Origin of the sequence: Actinoallomurus sp. NPDC052274 (assembly GCF_040679475.1) — a bacterium.
GTDB classification, from domain to species: Bacteria; Actinomycetota; Actinomycetes; order Streptosporangiales; family Streptosporangiaceae; genus Actinoallomurus; species Actinoallomurus liliacearum.
Genome location: NZ_JBFAUT010000016.1, coordinates 53,804 through 70,831, shown reverse-complemented (window position 1 = coordinate 70,831; position 17,028 = coordinate 53,804). Strand labels below are relative to the sequence as shown.

The window sequence follows — 17,028 nt, the reverse complement described above, 5'->3', positions numbered from 1 at the left end:
TTAATAAATCTCGGAGGTGTCGATGTCGGTGACCTTGGCCCTCGTCGGAGCGGGGATGCGCGGCTCGGACTACGGCCGCCGCGCGGTCCGCGACGGCCGTGCCCGCGTCGTGGCGGTGGCCGATCCCGTCGCGGAGCGTCGCGAGCGAGCCGCGGCCGAGCACGGGCTCGGGCCGGACCAGGTGTTCACCGACTGGCGCGAGCTGGCGGCGCTGCCCCGGCGGGCCGACGGCGTCATCGTCGCCACCCGGGACGGCGAGCACGTCGAGCCCGCCGTCGCCTTCGCCGAGCGCGGCTACCACCTGCTGCTCGAGAAGCCGATGGCGCCCACCGAGGCCGGGTCGGCGGCGATCGCGGCGGCCGCCGAGCGCGCCGGGGTGATGCTCGCGGTGTGCCACGTGATGCGCTACTCCGCCTACACCCGCACGCTGAAGGGGCTGCTCGACGCGGGGCGGATCGGCGCCGTCGCCGGCGTGCAGCACCTGGAGCCGATCGGCTGGTGGCACTTCGCCCACTCCTACGTCCGCGGCAACTGGCGGCGCGCGGACGAGTCCTCCCCGATGCTGCTGGCCAAGTGCTGCCACGACATCGACTGGCTGGCCCACATCATCGGCCGGCCCGCGGTGCGCGTGTCCTCCTTCGGCGCGCTCACCCACTTCCGGCCCGAGAACCGCCCCGAGGGCGCCGCCGACCGGTGCCTCGACTGCGCGGTGGAGCCGTCCTGCCCGTACTCCGCGCCGCGCACCTACCTCGGCTTCGTCGGCGACCCGGCGCGGACGCACTGGCCGCTGAGCGCCCTGACCTTCGATCCCTCGCCGGAAGGGGTGCGCGCGGCCCTGCGCGACGGGCCGTACGGCAGGTGCGTGTACGCCTGCGACAACGACGCCGTCGACCAGCAGGTCGTCACGATCGAGTACGAGGGCGGGGTGACCGCGTCGTTCACCGCGACCGCCTTCACGCCCATGGGGTTCCGCAAGACGCGGATCTTCGGCTCGCACGGCTTCATCGAGGGTGACGGCGTCCGGCTCACGGTCGACGACTTCGTCTCCGGCACCCGGGAGGTCATCGAGACCGACGAAGGGGAGGAGGTCTCACTGGCCGGCGACCACGGCGGGGCGGACCAGGCCCTCGCCGAGGCGTTCGTCGCCGCGCTGGCCACCGGCGACCCGTCGCTGCTCCTCTCGGACGCCCGTACGTCGCTGGCGAGCCACCGGCTCGTGTGGGCGGCCGAACGGGCCCGGCACACCGGCACCGTCATCTCCCTCCCGGACGGCGCGCCCCCCCCCCCCTGACCCCCGAGCACCCGATCCGACCCGCGGAGTGACCATGAAGCACCGTTTCCCGCGCCGGAGCCTCATCGGCGCCGTCCTGGCCCTCGGGCTGTGCGCCTGTGGATCCTCCGGGACCTCCGGCGCCTCGGCCGGCAGCGGACCGATCACCTGGGCGAGCTTCAAAGAGCCGACCGGCACGCTCCGGAAGGTCGTCGACGGCTGGAACGCCGCGCACCCGGACGCGAAGGTCACGCTCGTCGACCTGCCCGAGGCGGCCGACGCGCAGCGTCAGCAACTCGTCCAGAACGCCCAGATCAAGTCGACGGCGTTCGACGTCGTCACGCTGGACGCCGTCTGGACCGCCGAGTTCGCCGCGAACCGGTGGGTCGAGCCGATCACCGGCCTGGACACGAGCGGGTTCCTCACTCCGTCGCTGCGGACCGGGCAGTACCGCGGAAAGCTGTACGCCGCGCCGTGGCTCACCGGCGCCGGGCTGCTGTACTACCGGACCGACCTGCTGAAGAAGGCCGGCGTCGCCCGGCCGCCGAAGACCTGGCAGGAGCTCACCGACGACTGCGCCAAGGTGCGCAAGTCGGTCGACATCGGCTGTTACGCCGGGCAGTACGACAAGTACGAGGGTCTCACCGTCAACGTCACCGAGGCGATCGACAGCGCGGGCGGGCACGTCCTGGACGCCTCCGGACGGCCGGCGTTGAACACACCGGAGGCCCTCGCCGGGCTGCGGTTCCTGACCGACGGCCTGAAGGACGGCCTGATCCCCAAGGCCGCCCTGACCTACCAGGAGGAGAACGGGCGGCGGGCCTTCGAAGCCGGCGACCTGCTGTTCCACCGCAACTGGGGCTACGTCTACGCCCTGGCCGGCAAGACCGACGGCTCCAGCAAGGTCGCGGGCAGGTTCGACGTGGCACCGCTGCCCGGGCGCATCGGCCCGGGCACCTCCACCCTCGGCGGGAACAACGTCGCGATCTCCGCCTTCTCCAAGCACAAGAAGACGGCCCTGGACTTCATCCGGTACGTCACCGGCGCCGACGCCGAGAAGATCTTCGGGCTGGGCAGCGCCTACCCGATGTCCCGGCTCGCGCTGTACTCCGACCGCGCGGTGGTCACGGCGCAGCCGTACCTGCCGACTCTGGCCACCTCCATCCAGAACGCCGTGCCGCGTCCCGAGGCCGTCCGCTACGGCGACGTCACGACCGCGATCCAGGAGGCGGCCTACGCGGCGCTGCGCGGGCAGCAGAGCCCCGAACAGGCCCTGTCCGGCCTCCAGGCCAAGCTCGGCCCGCTCACCGCCCACTGAGGCCCTCCCGGACGAGGCACGCCACTCCCGGAGGGAGGCGCCGCTCCGGGAGGAGCGTGCCGCTTCGGGGCGGGACGTGCGGCTCCACCGGGAGGCGCCGTTTCGGGAGGAGCGTGCCGCTCCGGCCGGGACGGGCCGTTCTCGGGGGCCTGGACGGGGCGTCCCGGCCTACCGCCGCGCGAACGCCCAGGCGTCCGTGACCATCGACCGCAGGTCGCGCTCGGGCTTCCAGCCGAGCCGATCGGAGATCTTGGCGGAGGAGGCGATCAGCACGGCGGGGTCGCCGGCCCGCCGGGGGCTCTCCACCGCCGGGATCTCGTGCCCGGTGACCTCGCGGCACACGTCGATGACCTCGCGGACCGAGTAGCCCGAGCCACTGCCCAGGTTGAAGATCTCGTGCTCGCCCGGCGCGCAGGCGTCGAGGGCCAGCAGGTGCGCCTCGGCCAGATCGACGACGTGGATGTAGTCGCGGACGCAGGTGCCGTCCGCCGTCGGATAGTCGGTGCCGAAGACCGCGACCGACTCGCGCTCGCCGAGCGGCACCTTCAGCACGTTGGGGATGATGTGCGTCTCGACGGTGTGCCGCTCGCCGTAACGCCCGTACGCGCCCGCGACGTTGAAGTAGCGCAGGCTCACCCCGCCGAGGCCGTGAATCCGGGCGTACTCCGCCAGCGTCGTGTCGATCGCCAGCTTCGAGGCGCCGTACGGGTTGGTCGGACGGGTCGGGTCGGTCTCCAGGATCGGCGTCCGCTCGGGCTCGCCGTACGTCGCGGCGGTGGAGGAGAACACGATGCGCGGCGTCCCGTGGGTCCGCATCGCGTCGAGCAGCGCCAGCGACTCACCGAGGTTCTTGTCCCAGTAGAGGCCGGGCTTCTCCACCGACTCGCCGACGAGGGACTTGGCCGCGAAGTGCAGTACGCCGTCGAACCCGGCGGCCAGCGTCTCGTGGGCCGCCTCCCGGAGCGTGCCCCGGACGAGCCGCGCGCCCTCCGGCACGGCGTCGGCGTGGCCGGTCGAGCAGTCGTCCAGCACGACGACCTCGTGCCCCGCCTCCAGCAGCCGGGCCGACACGACGCTGCCGATGTACCCGGCGCCCCCGGTGACGAGAAGTTTCATTTGACCTCCAAGCTTTGCGGGTACGCTTTCAGCTCTAGTCTTTCCGAACAACCCACCTGGACATGGACGACCCACATAGTTACAGGCGTTTCTCATGAGAGAAACGCTGGTGAGCGCCGCGATCGTCCTCGCGCTCATTCTCGTCGAGGCGCTGTTCGTGGCCTCCGAAATCGCTCTCGTGTCGCTGCGCGACAGTCAGGTCCGCCGTATGGGCGAGCACGGTCGGCGCGGCACCGCGGTGGCGCGGCTCGTCAGCGACCCCAATCGCTTCCTCGCGGTCGTGCAGATCGGCGTCACGCTGACCGCGCTGCTGTCCTCCGCGTACGGCGCCATCACGTTGTCCGAGACCGCCAAGAAGGCCCTGATCCGAGAAGGCATGTCGGAGGGGCTCGCCGGGTTCATCGGCGTCGTCGGCGTGACCCTGATCATCTCGTACGTCACGCTCGTCATCGGCGAGCTCGCGCCCAAGCGGCTCGGCCTGCAGCGGGCCGAGGGCACCGCGATGATGGTGGCGCCGTTCCTCGACCGGATGGCGAAGGTGTCGCGGCCGGTGATCTGGCTGCTGTCGCGGTCGACCAACCTCGTCGTGCGGCTGCTCGGCGGCGACCCGGAGACCTCCCGTGAGGCCATCACGGCGGAGGAGATCCGCTCGCTGGTGGCAGGCACGACGGAGATCGCCCTGGACGAGCGGAACCTGATCGAGGAGGTGTTCGACGCCGGGGAGCGCCAGCTGCGCGAGGTGCTGGTGCCCCGCACGGAGGTGGAGTTCCTCGACGCCTCGACGCCGCTGGCGAAGGCCGCGCGCACCACCACCGGCAGCCCGCACTCCCGGTATCCCGTCTACCGCGACTCCCACGACGACGTCATCGGGTTCGTGCACGTGCGCGACCTGCTCGATCCGCAGCTCGCGGGCCGGTCCACCCCGGTCGGCGAGCTGGTCCGGCCGGTCCTGTACCTGCCGGCGAGCAAGCGGGTGCTGGCCGCGCTGTCGGAGATGCGGCGCGAGGGTCACCACCTGGCGATCGTCGTCGACGAGTACGGCGGGACCGCGGGGATCGTCACCCTCGAGGACCTGGTCGAGGAGCTCATCGGGGAGATCCGCGACGAGTACGACGTCGAGGACGCCCACGCCCGTCGCCTGCACGGCGGCGTGCTCGAGGTCGACGGCCTGCTCAACCTGGACGCGTTCGCCGACGAGACCGGCCTGGAGCTGCCCGAAGGGCCGTACGAGACGGTCGCGGGCTACCTGATGGCCGTTCTCGGACACCTGCCGCAGGTGGGGGAGAACGTCGAGGTGAACGGTCATCGCCTCACCGTCACCGAGGTGGACGGCCGCCGTGTGTCACGCGTCCGCCTCAGCCCGCCGCCGACCCCACCGGCGGACGCCGAGGAAGCCTGAGAGAATCCAGCTATGCCCATCGAGTCCAGCCCGTCCGCCCCGCGTCCGCGGGTCCTGTCCGGCATCCAGCCGACCGCCGACTCCTTCCACCTCGGCAACTACCTCGGCGCGCTCCGGCAGTGGGTCGCCCTGCAGGACACCCACGACGCGTTCTACTGCATCGTCGACCTGCACGCGATCACGGTGGAGACCGACCCGGAGGTGCTGCGGCGGCGTACGCGGGTGGCGGCCGCGCAGCTGTTCGCGATCGGGCTGGACCCGGAGCGCAGCACGGTGTTCGTGCAGAGCCAGGTGCCCGAGCACGCGGAGCTGCAGTGGGTGCTGTCCTGCATCACCGGGTTCGGCGAGGCCGGCCGGATGACGCAGTTCAAGGACAAGTCCGCCAAGCAGGGCGCGTCGAGCACCTCGGTGGGCCTGTTCACGTACCCGATCCTGCAGGCCGCCGACATCCTGCTCTACCAGGCGGACCAGGTGCCGGTCGGGGAGGACCAGCGGCAGCACCTGGAGCTGACCCGCACGCTCGCGCAGCGGTTCAACCACCGGTTCGGGGAGACCTTCGTCGCCCCCGAGGCGTACATCCCGAAGGCCGCAGCGAAGATCACCGACCTGCAGGACCCGACGGCGAAGATGAGCAAGTCCTCCTCCTCGCCGCAGGGCATCGTCGACCTGCTCGACGAGCCGGGCCCGCTGCGCAAAAAGGTCATGCGGGCGGTCACCGACACCGGCACCGAGATCAAGGCCGACGAGGAGAACAAGCCGGGCATCACCAACCTGCTGCGGATCCACTCCGCGCTGTCCGGCACCTCCATCGAGGACCTCGAGCGGCACTTCGAGGGCCAGGGTTACGGCACGCTGAAGAAGGAGCTCGCCCAGATCCTCCTGGACACCTTCGAGCCGATCCGGGAGCGCACCGGCAAACTGCTCGCCGACGAGGCGCAACTGGACCGGATGCTCGCGGTCGGCGGCGCCCGCGCCCGCGAGGTGGCCCGCGAGACGATGGAGACGGTCCGCGACCGGGTGGGGTTCCTGGGCCGTGCCTGACGCCGAGGAGCGCACGATCGGGGTGGCCGTCGCCATCCCCGAGCCGTACGGTCCCGAGCTGCAGAGCCGCCGCGCCTCGCTGGGCGATCCGCTCGCCACGTCGATCCCCGCGCACATCACGCTCGTACCGCCGACGCGGGTGCCGGTCCCGGCCCTCGACGGCATCGACCGGCACCTGCGCGGCGTCGCCCTGGGCGAACGCCCGTTCCACATCCACCTGCGGGGGACCGGCACGTTCCGGCCGGTGTCACCGGTGGTGTTCGTCGCGCTCGCCGAGGGCATCGGCGACTGCGAGCGCCTGGAGTACAAGATCCGCCGCGGTCCGCTCGCCGCCGAGCGCCCGTTCCCGTACCACCCGCACGTCACCGTCGCCCACCATCTCCCGGACGACCTGCTCGACCAGGCGTTCAAGGAGCTCGCCGGGTACGAGGCGGAGTTCCCCGTGGACGGTTTCTGGCTGTACGAGCACGGGCTGGACGGCGTGTGGCGGCCGCGGTGGCACTTCCCGTTCGGCGACCACGCATACCGTTCATGATTGCTCACTCCGGGTGAATCTTCTCGCCGCACCGGGGTAGTGCCCCACCATGGCGCCGGTGATCAGCGGGGTGCAGCGCGGGGTCTCCTCCGTGGAGGAGCATGTCAAAGGGTTCCTGCGCGCGCTTCGGGCGCGCTGGCGGTGGTTCGACCATCTGGGCCGGGCCTACGAGCGCTACCAGCGGTACCGCGGCGACCGGATGGCCGCGGCCCTGACCTTTTACGGGTTCCTGTCGTTCTTCCCGCTGGTCGCCCTGGCCTTCGCCGTGATGGGGTACGTCGTCGCGATCAGCCCCGGCGCCCGCGAGTACGTCACCAAGGCGATCTTCGAACTGCTGCCCGGCCTCGCCGACAAGCTGCCCGTCCAGCAGATCGCCGCCGCCAAGGCGGGGGCCAGCGTGTTCGCGCTGCTCGGCCTGTCGTGGAGCGGCCTGGGCTGGGTCGGCGTCTGGCGCGAGTCCCTGCGCACCATGTGGAAGGGCGACCCCGAGCACGACGCCAACCCGGTGATCAAGAAGCTGTCGGACCTCGCCGTCCTGGTGGTCCTGGGCCTGACGCTGCTCGCCTCCGTCACGCTGTCGAGCCTGGCCACCTCGGCCACCCACGCCGTCCTCCACGGGACCGGGCTGTCCGACGTGCCGGGTGCCGGCACCGTCCTGCGGCTGGTGGCGATCGGCGTCGCCATCGTGGCCAACACCTTCATCTTCCTGGTGCTGTTCGCCCGCCTCTCGGGCACCCGCGCGTCCTGGCGGCGGCTGCTGCGGGGCTGCGTGTTCGGGGCCGTGGGCTTCGAGGGGCTGAAGCTGCTCGGCACCTACCTCATCGGGCACGTCATGCGCAATCCGCTGTACGCGTCGTTCGCCGTGATCGTCGGACTGCTCATCTGGATCAACGTCGTGTCGCGCTTCATCCTGTTCACCGCGGCCTGGACCGCCACGCGCCGGGCGGTGCTCAACGTCGACGAGGAACCCCCGGCCCGGGCCGAAGGGGCCTAGCGCGTGTTGCGAAGTGGTTGGTGGCCAGCGTTTGGCGCCCATCCGAGACGCGGACAGTTCCCAAACGTCCAAGACGGCAGCGGGACCCGATCCCATAGTGGAGCACATGGCATCGGATATTCGCTTCTCTCCCCGTCTCATCGTTCCCGACCCGGATGGTGCTTCGGCGTTCTATCAGGCCGCGCTTGGAGCCCAGCAGGTGTTCCGTGCCCCTCTGGGCGACGATGGCCGGCCCACTATGATCGATCACCGCATCGGTGACTGGTCCTTCCAGCTCTCACCGGCTGTTGCCGCGTGGGGATGGCTCTCTCCCCGTGATCTCGGCGGCTCCGCGGTCCTACTCGAAATCGAGGTCGATGACCCGGACGGAGTCGGCGAGCGCATGGTCGCCCACGACGCCGAGGTGGTCGTGCCAATCGAGAACCGGCCCTACGGAAAACGCTCGGGCCGCATCCGCGATCCGTTCGGCCACCTGTGGATCATCACCGGCGAGCTTCGCTGAGCCGCCCTGCGCGGGCGGCTGGGCGGCCGCAGCAGAGCGTCACAAGGTCCAGGTCGGGAGTGCGTTCCCTGCCTGAGCCTTGGTGTTTCCCGTGTCCGCGAAACGCGACCTGGCGCCGCACCCCCGCCCTGTTGTTCAGTCAACTGGTCGGCCGCTGGTGGTCGAGGCGGCACGGCTCGGGATCGGGCTGGACGAGCTGCTCGGGCTGGTCCGCGAGGAGCTGGCCTCCGCCGAGGTGACGGCGGGAGAACGGGCATGACGCCGGCGATCTCGGTGGCCGGGGTCACGCGCCACTACCGCGACCACCGGGCGCTGACCGATGTCACCTTCGAGATCGACACGCCGTGCATCGCCGGACTGCTGGGCCGCAACGGCGCCGGGAAGACCACCCTGCTGCGCATCCTGGCCGGCCAGGAGTTCACCACCTCCGGGCGCGTGCACGTGTTCGGGGGAGGGCCGCTGGAGAACGACGCGGTGCTGCGCCGGATGATCCTCATACGGGAGGACCAGACGTACCCCGACCTGCGGGTCCGGCACGCGATCAGGGCGGCGTCGCTGCTGTACCCGAACTGGGACGCAGAGCTGGCCGGCACGCTGCTCGACGCGTACGAGCTGCCCCCGGCCCGGGCGATCAAGAAGCTGTCGCGCGGCATGCGGACCGCGCTCGGCATCATCATCGGGCTGGCCGCCCGCGCCGAGCTCACCCTGTTCGACGAGCCGTACGCGGGCCTGGACGCGGTCGCCCGCACGTTCTTCTACGACCAGCTGCTGGCCGACTACACCGCCCATCCGCGGTGCATCATGCTCTCCACCCACCTCATCGACGAGGCCGCCGAACTCCTCGACCGCGTCCTGGTCATCGACCACGGCTGGCTGGTCCTCGACGCGCTCACCGACGACCTGCGCGGCGCCGCCACGATCGTCTCCGGCCCGGCCGGCGGCGTGGACCGGTTCGTCGCCGGCCGCACGACGCTGAACCGGCGCACGATGGGCGCGCAGACCACGGCGGTGATGATCGGCCGGCTCGACGAACGCGATCGCGAACTCGCCGACCACCTGCGTCTGCGCCTGGAGGGGGCCACCCTTCAGCAGCTCGCGGTCTACGCGGCCGAGCGCCACGACCAGTCCGGCCTCTCGGCAGCGAGGACATCCTGATGCGCCACACCCCGATCGTCACCGTCGTCCGCTACCTGCTCCTCGACCGCGTCACCTACCTCGTACTGCCCTGGGTCTGGGCGGCCTTCGGCTTCCTCCTCGACGTGGTGGTCCTGAAACTCACCCCGGTCGGACACACCGATCACCGCTGGGTCGGTGGCCTGGCCGCGGTCTTCCTCGTCGTGTTCAGTGCGGGCGTGCAGTCCGTCGCCCGCGCCCTGCCGTTCGCCCTCGCCCTCGGGGTCAGCCGCCGCACCTACTTCCTCGGCGTCACCGCGCTGGCCCTCGCCCTGGCCGTGAGCTTCGGGCTCGTGGTCGCGGCCGGCCAGACCCTCGAACGCGCGACCGGCGGATGGGGCATGGACATGGGCTACTTCCGCGTCCCCTACCTCCTCGACGGCCCCTGGTACCTGTCGTGGCTCACTGCGGCGACGGCGTTCGTCCTCTTGTTCGTCTACGGGATGTGGTACGGCCTGATCTACCGCCGTGCCGGGCTGCCCGGCACCATGATCTTCGGCGCGACACAACTCGGCGTGCTGGCCCTCGCCGCGATCATCGCGACGTGGGCGCACGGCTGGGCGGACATCGGCCGTTTCTTCACCACCATCACCGCCACCGGCGTCACCGGTGTCCTCGCCGCCGCCGTCGCCGTCATGCTCGCCGGCGGCTTCGCCACCATCCGCCGCCTGACCATCTGAGACCGCGTCGCACCCGGAGGAAAGGCGCTACTCCTCGCCGGCCTGCTCGTCCTCCACGCGTCGCACCGGGTTCGGGGCGGTCTCCCGGGCGGACGGTTCCGCCGCGCCGAAGGACGGCGGGGTGCCCGCGACCTTCACGTCGCCGGGGTGCGGCGACCCGGACCCGGGACCGGTCCGCGTCGCCTCGTCGCGGGTCTCGGACGCGGCGCCGGACGGCGGCCGCTCCGGGCCGATGGTGCGGACGTGACCGCCGGGCGCGGCCGCAGCCTCGGCGAGCGCCGCCCGCCGGCGCCGGCGCAGGCCGAACAGGAACCCGGCGACGATCGCCAACAGGGCCAGGCCGCCACCGCCGGCGGCGCCCAGCTTGCGCCAGTCGGGACCGTCGGCCGGGGACAGACGCACCGTGTTCGGCCGCTTCGCCGCCGCCGCGGGCTTCTTCGGCTGCGGCGGCGGGATCGGGTCGACGAGCGTCCCGACCGAGCCCGCCTTCGCGCGCTCCTCGAAGCCCCAGTCGAGCAGGGCGCGCGCGTCGTCCCAGAAGTCGGACTGGGCGTGCATCAGCGCGATGATGATCGTGTGGCCGTCGCGGGTGGCCGCGCCGACGAAGCTGCCGAGCGCGTGGCTGGTCCAGCCGTTCTTCCCGCCGATCATGCCGCGGTAGGGCCTGCTGCCGATCAGCAGGTGGTCGTGCGTGCCGATCTCGTAGCCGCCGGTCTTCTTGCCCTTCTCCCGCTCCTTCTTGTCCGGCGGGGCCGGCCAGTGGTACAGCGTCGCGCCGACGTACTTGCGGAAGTCGGGCAGTGTCAGGCCCTGTTTCATGATCAGCGCGAGGTCGTACGCGGAGCTGTGCTGCTGGGCGAGCGTGAGCGGCGGGTCGTCGTCGAGGCCGTTGGGCGTACGGGCGACCGTGTCCAGGGCCTGGATGCGGTGGGCCTCGGCGTTCATCTGATCGAGGGACGGCTGGAGTCCGCCGTTCGCCTCGCACAGCGCGATGGCGGTGTCGTTGCCCGACTGCATCAGCAGGCCGTGGAAAAGGTCGCGCACCGTGTAGGTCCACTTGGTGTCCATGCCGACCGCCGACCCGGACGCGTTCACCGCGTTCTGTGACGGCTTCATCTTCTGGGTCGGGCTCAGGCGCGGGATGAGCGTGATCGCGGTCAGGGTCTTCAGCGTGCTGGCGGGCCGGTACTCACCGTGCGGGTCCTTCGCCGCCAGGATCCGCCCGGTCTCCAGGTCGGCGATGACGTACGACGACGCCTGGATGTGCGGCGGGGCGGACACCCCGGCGGAGTGGTCCCAGATGTAGCCATGCTGGCTCAGCTCGGGCCCGCCGACGACCGTGTCGGCGTGGGCCGGAACGGCGTACAGCGGCGCGACAACCCCAGAAATGGCGATGAAGGCGATCAACGTTCGCATGGCGCCCCAACGGTAGAGGACGGGTACGGGAACGACACAGCGGGTGTACCCCCAATAATGAGGCCTGACGAAGCCCTCCCGGGGCGCCTCCGGTTTCTTGATCGGCCTTGCCCTATTCGTGTTCTTTGGGCGTTGGATGCCGACCAAGAATTTGGGCGGCGATCCCCCCCGATCTACCGCTTTCCGCGCCGCTTCGGGCGGGCCGGCCGCGGTGTGAAGTAGGCCACCTTGTGGCCGCCGTGTATCGCGGCGACGATCGGTCGTACGATCGCACAAGGGTGCGGATGAGTCGCGCGCCATGGGCGACCGAGAGTGTTTCCGCAGGTCAACGGTTGGATCGGGAAGGTGATGGTCGGTATGCGTTCGGAGTCGGGGCTGCCGATCGAACCCGTCTACGGGCCCGCGGCGCTGGAGGGATTCGACGCCGCCGACCGGCTGGGGGAGCCGGGCGCGTTCCCGTTCACGCGCGGCGTCTACCCGACCATGTACACCGGGCGGCCCTGGACGATGCGGCAGTACGCCGGGTTCGGCACCGCGGCCGAGTCCAACCGGCGCTACCACCAGCTCATCGAGGCCGGCACCGCGGGCCTGTCGGTGGCGTTCGACCTGCCCACCCAGATGGGGTACGACTCGGACGCCGACCTGGCCCGCGGTGAGGTCGGCAAGGTCGGCGTCGCGATCGACTCGATCGAGGACATGCGCGTGCTGTTCGGCGGCATCCCGCTGGGCGAGGTGTCGACGTCGATGACGATCAACGCGCCCGCGGCCGTGCTCCTGCTGCTCTACCAGCTCGTCGCCGAGGAGCAGGGCGTCCCCGCCGACCGCCTGACCGGGACGATCCAGAACGACATCCTCAAGGAGTACATCGCGCGGGGCACCTACATCTTCCCGCCGAAGCCCAGCCTGCGGCTCGTCGCCGACACGTTCCGGTACTGCAAGAACGAGATCCCCAAGTGGAACACGATCTCGATCTCCGGCTACCACATGGCCGAGGCCGGGGCGACGCCCGTACAGGAGATCGCGTTCACCCTCGCCAACGCCAAGGAGTACGTCCGGGCGGCCGTCGAGTCGGGGCTGGACGTCGACGCGTTCGCGCCCCGCCTGTCGTTCTTCTTCGTCGCTCGGACCACCCTGCTGGAGGAGGTCGCGAAGTTCCGCGCGGCCCGCCGGATCTGGGCGCACCTCATGCGCGAGGAGTTCGGCGCGAAGAACCCCAAGTCCCAGATGCTGCGGTTCCACACCCAGACCGCGGGCGTCCAGCTCACCGCCCAGCAGCCCGAGGTCAACCTCGTTCGCGTCGCGATCCAGGCGCTCGGCGCGGTCCTGGGCGGCACGCAGTCGCTGCACACCAACTCCTACGACGAGGCGATCGCGCTGCCCACCGAGAAGGCCGCGCGCCTCGCGCTGCGCACTCAGCAGGTGATCGCGCACGAGTCCGACCTGACGCGCACGGTCGACCCGTTCGCCGGGTCGTACGCCGTCGAGTCGATGACCGACGAGATCGAGGAGGCCGCCCGCGCCCTCATCGACCAGGTCGAGGAGATGGGCGGCGCGGTGAGCGCCATCGAGAAGGGCTTCCAGAAGGCCGAGATCGAGCGGTCGGCGTACCGCACGGCGCTGGAGATCGACGGTGGTGACCGGGTCGTGGTCGGCGTCAACCGGTTCCGCACCGAGGACGAGGAGCCGTACGAACCGCTGCGCGTCGACCCGGCAATCGGGGAGGCCCAGGCCGAGCGGCTCGCGCGGCTGCGGGCCGAGCGCGACAACGACGAGGTCCGCCGGCGCCTCGACGACCTGCGTCACCTCGCGGAGAAGGAGGGCGCGCAGGCGGAGGCCGGCGACGTCTCCGCGGGCGACGGCAACCTGCTGTACCCGCTCAAGGAGGCGCTGCGGGCCCGCGCCACGGTCGGCGAGGTCTGTGACGCGCTGCGCGACGTCTGGGGCGTGTACGTCCCCGCCGACGCCTACTGACCAGGCGAAGCGCCGCCACCGGCGCCCCGCCCCCATCCCCCGGCAGCGAGGAGTCACGGATGAGCGACGAGTGGCGGGCGAACATCGACGCCCTGGAACAGACGGCCCGGTCGATGATCGCGCTGGGCGAGGAGCTGGACGCGGCGGACTGGACCCGGCCGACCGAGTGTCCCGGCTGGTCGGTCCAGGACCAGTACGCGCATATCCTGGGAATCGAGCGGTGGCTGCTCGGCGAGGCCGCGGACGACGAGCCGCGGACGGTGGCCAACACCGCTCTCGACGTCGAGGCGTGCCGCTCCTGGCCCCCGGAGAAGGTCCTCGGCGAGCTGCGCGGGGTGATCGAGCGGCGTGTCGCGTCGCTGCGATCCGACGCCGTCGACCTGACCCAGGTCGTCCCCACGCCCTTCGGCCGGGACATGGCGTACGGCGCCTTCATGGGGCACCGGGCGTTCGATGTGTGGATGCACGAACAGGACGTACGCCGCGCGACCGGGCGTCCGGGCAATCTCGACGGTCCCGCCGCGGAGGTCAGTGCGAGGATCATCGGCGGCTCCCTGCCCTTCGTCGTCGGCAAGCGGGCGCGGCCCGAGCCGGGCCAGACGGTCGTGGTCGAGACGCCGGAGCGTCGCTGGTGCGTCGAGGTGGGCGCCGACCGCCGGGCCCGCTTCGCGGAGGAGCCGTCGGGGCCGACCGTACGGCTCCGCATGGGCTGGGAGACGTTCCTCCGGCTCGGCGGCGGCCGTGTGGCGCCGTCCGGCGTGGAGGTGCAGGTCAGCGGAGACGGCGACCTGGCCGATCGGGTGCTCGCGGGCATGGCCATAACGCCGTGAGCGGATGTCCGGACCAGTGGCTCATGATCAATCTGGTCATTAGTGAGGATTGCTCGTAGCCGGATCGGATGGCACCGGTCGCCCGATGGGTGCTCCAGAAGAGTCAACCACGCATCGCGGGGCAAAGACCTCCCGAGACGGCGCGTGGTCGGCGGCATGATGGTCACCGATCGGGGCGATTTCGGTGCTCACCCTCGGCACCCGACGTGCTGGCCGAATTACGTCACGCGGACGCGATTAACCTGCAAGGATTGAGGGACGGAGGTTGGCCGTGGCCATCGAGTTCAACGCTTCACGGGGTGCCACGCTCGGCATCGAGTGGGAGCTCCAACTCGTCGACGACCAGACGCGGCGCCTCCGCCAGGACGCCGGACAGGTGCTGGGGGCGCTGCCCGGGCTCAGTGAGGCCGAGCGCAACCCCAAGATTCGCCACGAGCTCATGGAGTCGACCGTGGAGATCGTCACAGACGTGTGCCACACGGTCTCCGAAGCGCGCGCCGACCTGGCCGCCACCATGGCCGAGCTCCGCTCCGTCGCCGAGCCCCGGGGCATCGGGCTCGCCTGCACCGGCACCCACCCGATCAGCGACTGGCGCGACGCGGAGATGGCGCCGATCCAGCGCTACGCCGAGCTCGTCGAGCAGTACCAGTGGCTCGCCCGGCGCATCCAGACGTTCGGCGTGCACGTCCACGTCGGCATCCGCTCCGTCGACAAGGCCATCCCGATCGTCAACGCCCTGTCCGCCTACCTGCCGCACTTCCTCGCGCTCACCGCGTCGAGTCCGTTCTGGTGCGGCCAGGACACGGGGCTGGCCTCCAGCCGGGCGATCGTCTTCGGGTCGCTGCCCACCGCGGGGCCGCCGCACCTGCTGGCGGACTGGGCGGAGTTCGAGGCCTACATGGACACGCTGCTGCGCGCCCAGGCGATCAGGAGCATCAAAGAGGTCTGGTGGGACATCCGGCCGCACCCCGACTTCGGAACCATCGAAATTCGGATGTTCGACGGCATTCCTACCCTTCGTGAGGTGGGAATGGCCGCGGCACTGTGTCAATCACTCGTCGAACTCTTCGATCATCAGCTGGATCGTGGTTACACTTTGCCCAGCCCGGCCACGTGGGTCGTGCGCGACAACAAATGGCGCGCGACTCGGTACGGCCTCGACGCCATCGTGATCACCGACGATCAGGGAGCCACCGCTCCGCTCCGCGACGAGCTCTACGAACTGGTCCGGGAGTTGGAGCCGATAGCGGACCGGCTCGGCTGCGCCGAAGATCTGAAGGTGCTCTCCGACGTCCTCGACCAGGGCGCTTCGTACGAGCGGCAGCGCGCCATCATCAACGATGGCGGCAGCCTTGAGGACGTCGTTACCGCGGCTCTCACGGAATGCCGGGAGGACCGGTTCGTCAATCCACGGGAGGTGACACATGCGGGGGCCTGAACTCCCCGGTAATGAGCCAGTGGGAGGAGGGCTGAGACCGCAACTCGACTCGTTTCTGGCCGAGAACGAGACCGATCTCATCGCCTTCCGCCGGGATCTGCACATGCACCCGGAGCTCGGCTTCGCCGAACACCGCACGACGGCTCGCCTGATCGAGGCGCTGACCGCGGCGGGGCTGCGGCCGCAGCGACTGCCCAAGGGCACCGGCCTGATCTGCGAGGTCGGCAACGGCGACGGCCCGGTGGTCGGCCTGCGCGCCGACATCGACGCCCTTCCGCTGACCGACGAGAAGGACGTCGCCTACCGCTCCACGGTGCCGGGCGTCTGCCACGCCTGCGGCCACGACGTGCACACGACCATCCTGCTGGGAGTCGGCCGGTTCTTCGCGCGGCAGGCCGCCGCCGGCCTGGTGCCCGGCAAGGTGCGGCTGATCTTCCAGCCGGCCGAGGAGACGCCGGGCGGTGCCCTGGACGTCCTGGCCGCCGGCGGCATCGCCGGGGTCGACCGCGTCTTCGCCCTGCACTGCGACCCTCGCCTGGAGGTCGGCCGGCTCGGCCTGCGCGTCGGTCCGATCACCGCGGCCTGTGACAAGGTGAACGTCCGGGTCGCCGGTCCGGGCGGGCACACCGCGCGTCCGCACCTGACCGCCGACCTGGTGTACGCCCTGGCCAAGATCGTCACGGAGCTGCCGGCCGCGCTGTCGCGGCGCGTGGACCCGCGCTCAAGCCTGAGCCTCGTGTGGGGCCGGGTGTCGGCCGGGTCGGTGGCCAACGCCATCCCCGACGACGGCATCGCCCAGGGCACCGTGCGCTGCCTCGACGACGAGGCGTGGCACTCCGCGCCCGAGCTCATGAAGACCCTGCTCGACTCGGTGGCCAGCGCGTACGACGTGAAGGCCGAGCTGGACTACGTCCGCGGCGTGCCGCCGACCGTGAACGAGCGGACGAGCGTCGAGATGTTCCGCACCGCCGTCGAAGCGGTCATCGGTGAGGACGGCGCGGCGGGCACGCCCCAGAGCCTCGGCGGCGAGGACTTCGGCTGGTACCTCGAGTCGATCCCCGGGGCGCTGGCCAGGCTCGGCGTCGCGACGCCCGGCATGGCCGGCGCGTACGACCTGCACCGGGGCACCTTCGACGTGGACGAGCGGAGCATCGGCGTCGGTGTCCGGATCATGGTCGCCACCGCCCTGACCGCCCTGTGGGAGAGCCGGCGCGCGGGCGCCGCCGAGCCCATCGGGGAGCCCGCGGCCTGACGAGCACGCCCGGGTCGCTCGACGGTTTTCGGTCGCACCCGGGCGGTCCTCCTTGTCCTGGTGGGTCGCGCGGCGGCCTGACCAGTGACGATG

16 protein-coding genes are annotated in these 17,028 nt (G+C 71.1%); 14 read left to right on the top strand and 2 right to left on the bottom strand.

Annotated elements, in window-relative coordinates; all coding sequences use genetic code 11:
- Positions 1 to 22: 22 nt before the first annotated feature.
- Both AB0K82_RS16195 and AB0K82_RS16190 read left to right on the top strand, forming a co-directional pair.
- Complete coding sequence (locus AB0K82_RS16195) at positions 23 to 1,291, top strand: Gfo/Idh/MocA family oxidoreductase (protein ID WP_364397562.1); 1,269 nt, start codon at positions 23 to 25, stop codon at positions 1,289 to 1,291.
- Between the two features lie 34 nt (positions 1,292 to 1,325).
- Positions 1,326 to 2,588 (top strand): ABC transporter substrate-binding protein, encoded by a 1,263-nt coding sequence (locus AB0K82_RS16190; RefSeq protein ID WP_364397561.1) that lies wholly within the window; start codon positions 1,326 to 1,328, stop codon positions 2,586 to 2,588.
- Between the two features lie 168 nt (positions 2,589 to 2,756).
- Here AB0K82_RS16190 and galE read toward each other — a convergent pair whose 3' ends face one another.
- Positions 2,757 to 3,704: a UDP-glucose 4-epimerase GalE gene (gene galE / locus AB0K82_RS16185; protein WP_364397559.1), complete on the bottom strand. Its 948-nt coding sequence runs from the start codon at positions 3,702 to 3,704 to the stop codon at positions 2,757 to 2,759.
- A gap of 94 nt (positions 3,705 to 3,798) precedes the next feature.
- Here galE and AB0K82_RS16180 point away from each other — a divergent pair, with 94 nt between their 5' ends.
- The 8 genes from AB0K82_RS16180 (at position 3,799) to AB0K82_RS16145 (ending at position 10,028) form a co-directional block, all read left to right on the top strand.
- The gene (locus AB0K82_RS16180) at positions 3,799 to 5,103 is read left to right on the top strand and encodes a hemolysin family protein (protein ID WP_364397557.1); all 1,305 of its coding nucleotides are present in this window, start codon (positions 3,799 to 3,801) and stop codon (positions 5,101 to 5,103) included.
- 12 nt (positions 5,104 to 5,115) lie between these two features.
- Complete coding sequence (gene trpS, locus AB0K82_RS16175; protein WP_364397555.1) at positions 5,116 to 6,144, top strand: tryptophan--tRNA ligase; 1,029 nt, start codon at positions 5,116 to 5,118, stop codon at positions 6,142 to 6,144.
- Positions 6,137 to 6,679: a 2'-5' RNA ligase family protein gene (locus AB0K82_RS16170; RefSeq protein WP_364397554.1), complete on the top strand. Its 543-nt coding sequence runs from the start codon at positions 6,137 to 6,139 to the stop codon at positions 6,677 to 6,679. Before trpS ends, AB0K82_RS16170 begins: the two co-directional genes overlap by 8 nt.
- Before the next feature lie 58 nt (positions 6,680 to 6,737).
- On the top strand, positions 6,738 to 7,673 hold the full coding sequence (locus AB0K82_RS16165) for a YhjD/YihY/BrkB family envelope integrity protein (protein ID WP_364397553.1): 936 nt from the start codon (positions 6,738 to 6,740) through the stop codon (positions 7,671 to 7,673).
- A 106-nt stretch (positions 7,674 to 7,779) separates the two neighbouring features.
- Entirely contained in the window at positions 7,780 to 8,175 is a 396-nt protein-coding gene (locus AB0K82_RS16160; RefSeq protein ID WP_364397551.1) for a VOC family protein, read from the top strand.
- Between the two features lie 91 nt (positions 8,176 to 8,266).
- The gene (locus tag AB0K82_RS16155; protein ID WP_364397549.1) at positions 8,267 to 8,434 is read left to right on the top strand and encodes a hypothetical protein; all 168 of its coding nucleotides are present in this window, start codon (positions 8,267 to 8,269) and stop codon (positions 8,432 to 8,434) included.
- Positions 8,431 to 9,330, top strand: coding sequence for an ABC transporter ATP-binding protein (locus AB0K82_RS16150; RefSeq protein WP_364397548.1), 900 nt, complete (start codon positions 8,431 to 8,433; stop codon positions 9,328 to 9,330). The genes AB0K82_RS16155 and AB0K82_RS16150 overlap by 4 nt, the downstream gene beginning before the upstream one ends.
- Positions 9,330 to 10,028 carry a hypothetical protein gene (locus AB0K82_RS16145; protein ID WP_364397547.1) on the top strand — a complete coding sequence of 233 codons (699 nt, stop codon included), beginning with the start codon at positions 9,330 to 9,332 and terminating at the stop codon, positions 10,026 to 10,028. The genes AB0K82_RS16150 and AB0K82_RS16145 overlap by 1 nt, the downstream gene beginning before the upstream one ends.
- Before the next feature lie 27 nt (positions 10,029 to 10,055).
- On the opposite strand, the gene AB0K82_RS16140 is transcribed toward AB0K82_RS16145, so the two are convergent.
- The gene (locus AB0K82_RS16140) at positions 10,056 to 11,444 is read right to left on the bottom strand and encodes a D-alanyl-D-alanine carboxypeptidase (RefSeq protein WP_364397545.1); all 1,389 of its coding nucleotides are present in this window, start codon (positions 11,442 to 11,444) and stop codon (positions 10,056 to 10,058) included.
- A 357-nt stretch (positions 11,445 to 11,801) separates the two neighbouring features.
- Here AB0K82_RS16140 and AB0K82_RS16135 point away from each other — a divergent pair, with 357 nt between their 5' ends.
- From AB0K82_RS16135 to AB0K82_RS16120, 4 genes are all read left to right on the top strand, one after another.
- A complete protein-coding gene (locus tag AB0K82_RS16135) occupies positions 11,802 to 13,415 on the top strand; it encodes a methylmalonyl-CoA mutase family protein (RefSeq protein WP_364397544.1) in 1,614 nt (537 codons plus the stop codon).
- A gap of 59 nt (positions 13,416 to 13,474) precedes the next feature.
- Complete coding sequence (locus AB0K82_RS16130; protein WP_364397542.1) at positions 13,475 to 14,245, top strand: maleylpyruvate isomerase family mycothiol-dependent enzyme; 771 nt, start codon at positions 13,475 to 13,477, stop codon at positions 14,243 to 14,245.
- A 271-nt stretch (positions 14,246 to 14,516) separates the two neighbouring features.
- Entirely contained in the window at positions 14,517 to 15,683 is a 1,167-nt protein-coding gene (locus tag AB0K82_RS16125; RefSeq protein ID WP_364397540.1) for a glutamate--cysteine ligase, read from the top strand.
- A 19-nt stretch (positions 15,684 to 15,702) separates the two neighbouring features.
- Positions 15,703 to 16,935 carry an amidohydrolase gene (locus tag AB0K82_RS16120; RefSeq protein WP_364397539.1) on the top strand — a complete coding sequence of 411 codons (1,233 nt, stop codon included), beginning with the start codon at positions 15,703 to 15,705 and terminating at the stop codon, positions 16,933 to 16,935.
- The last annotated feature ends 93 nt before the right edge of the window (positions 16,936 to 17,028 follow it).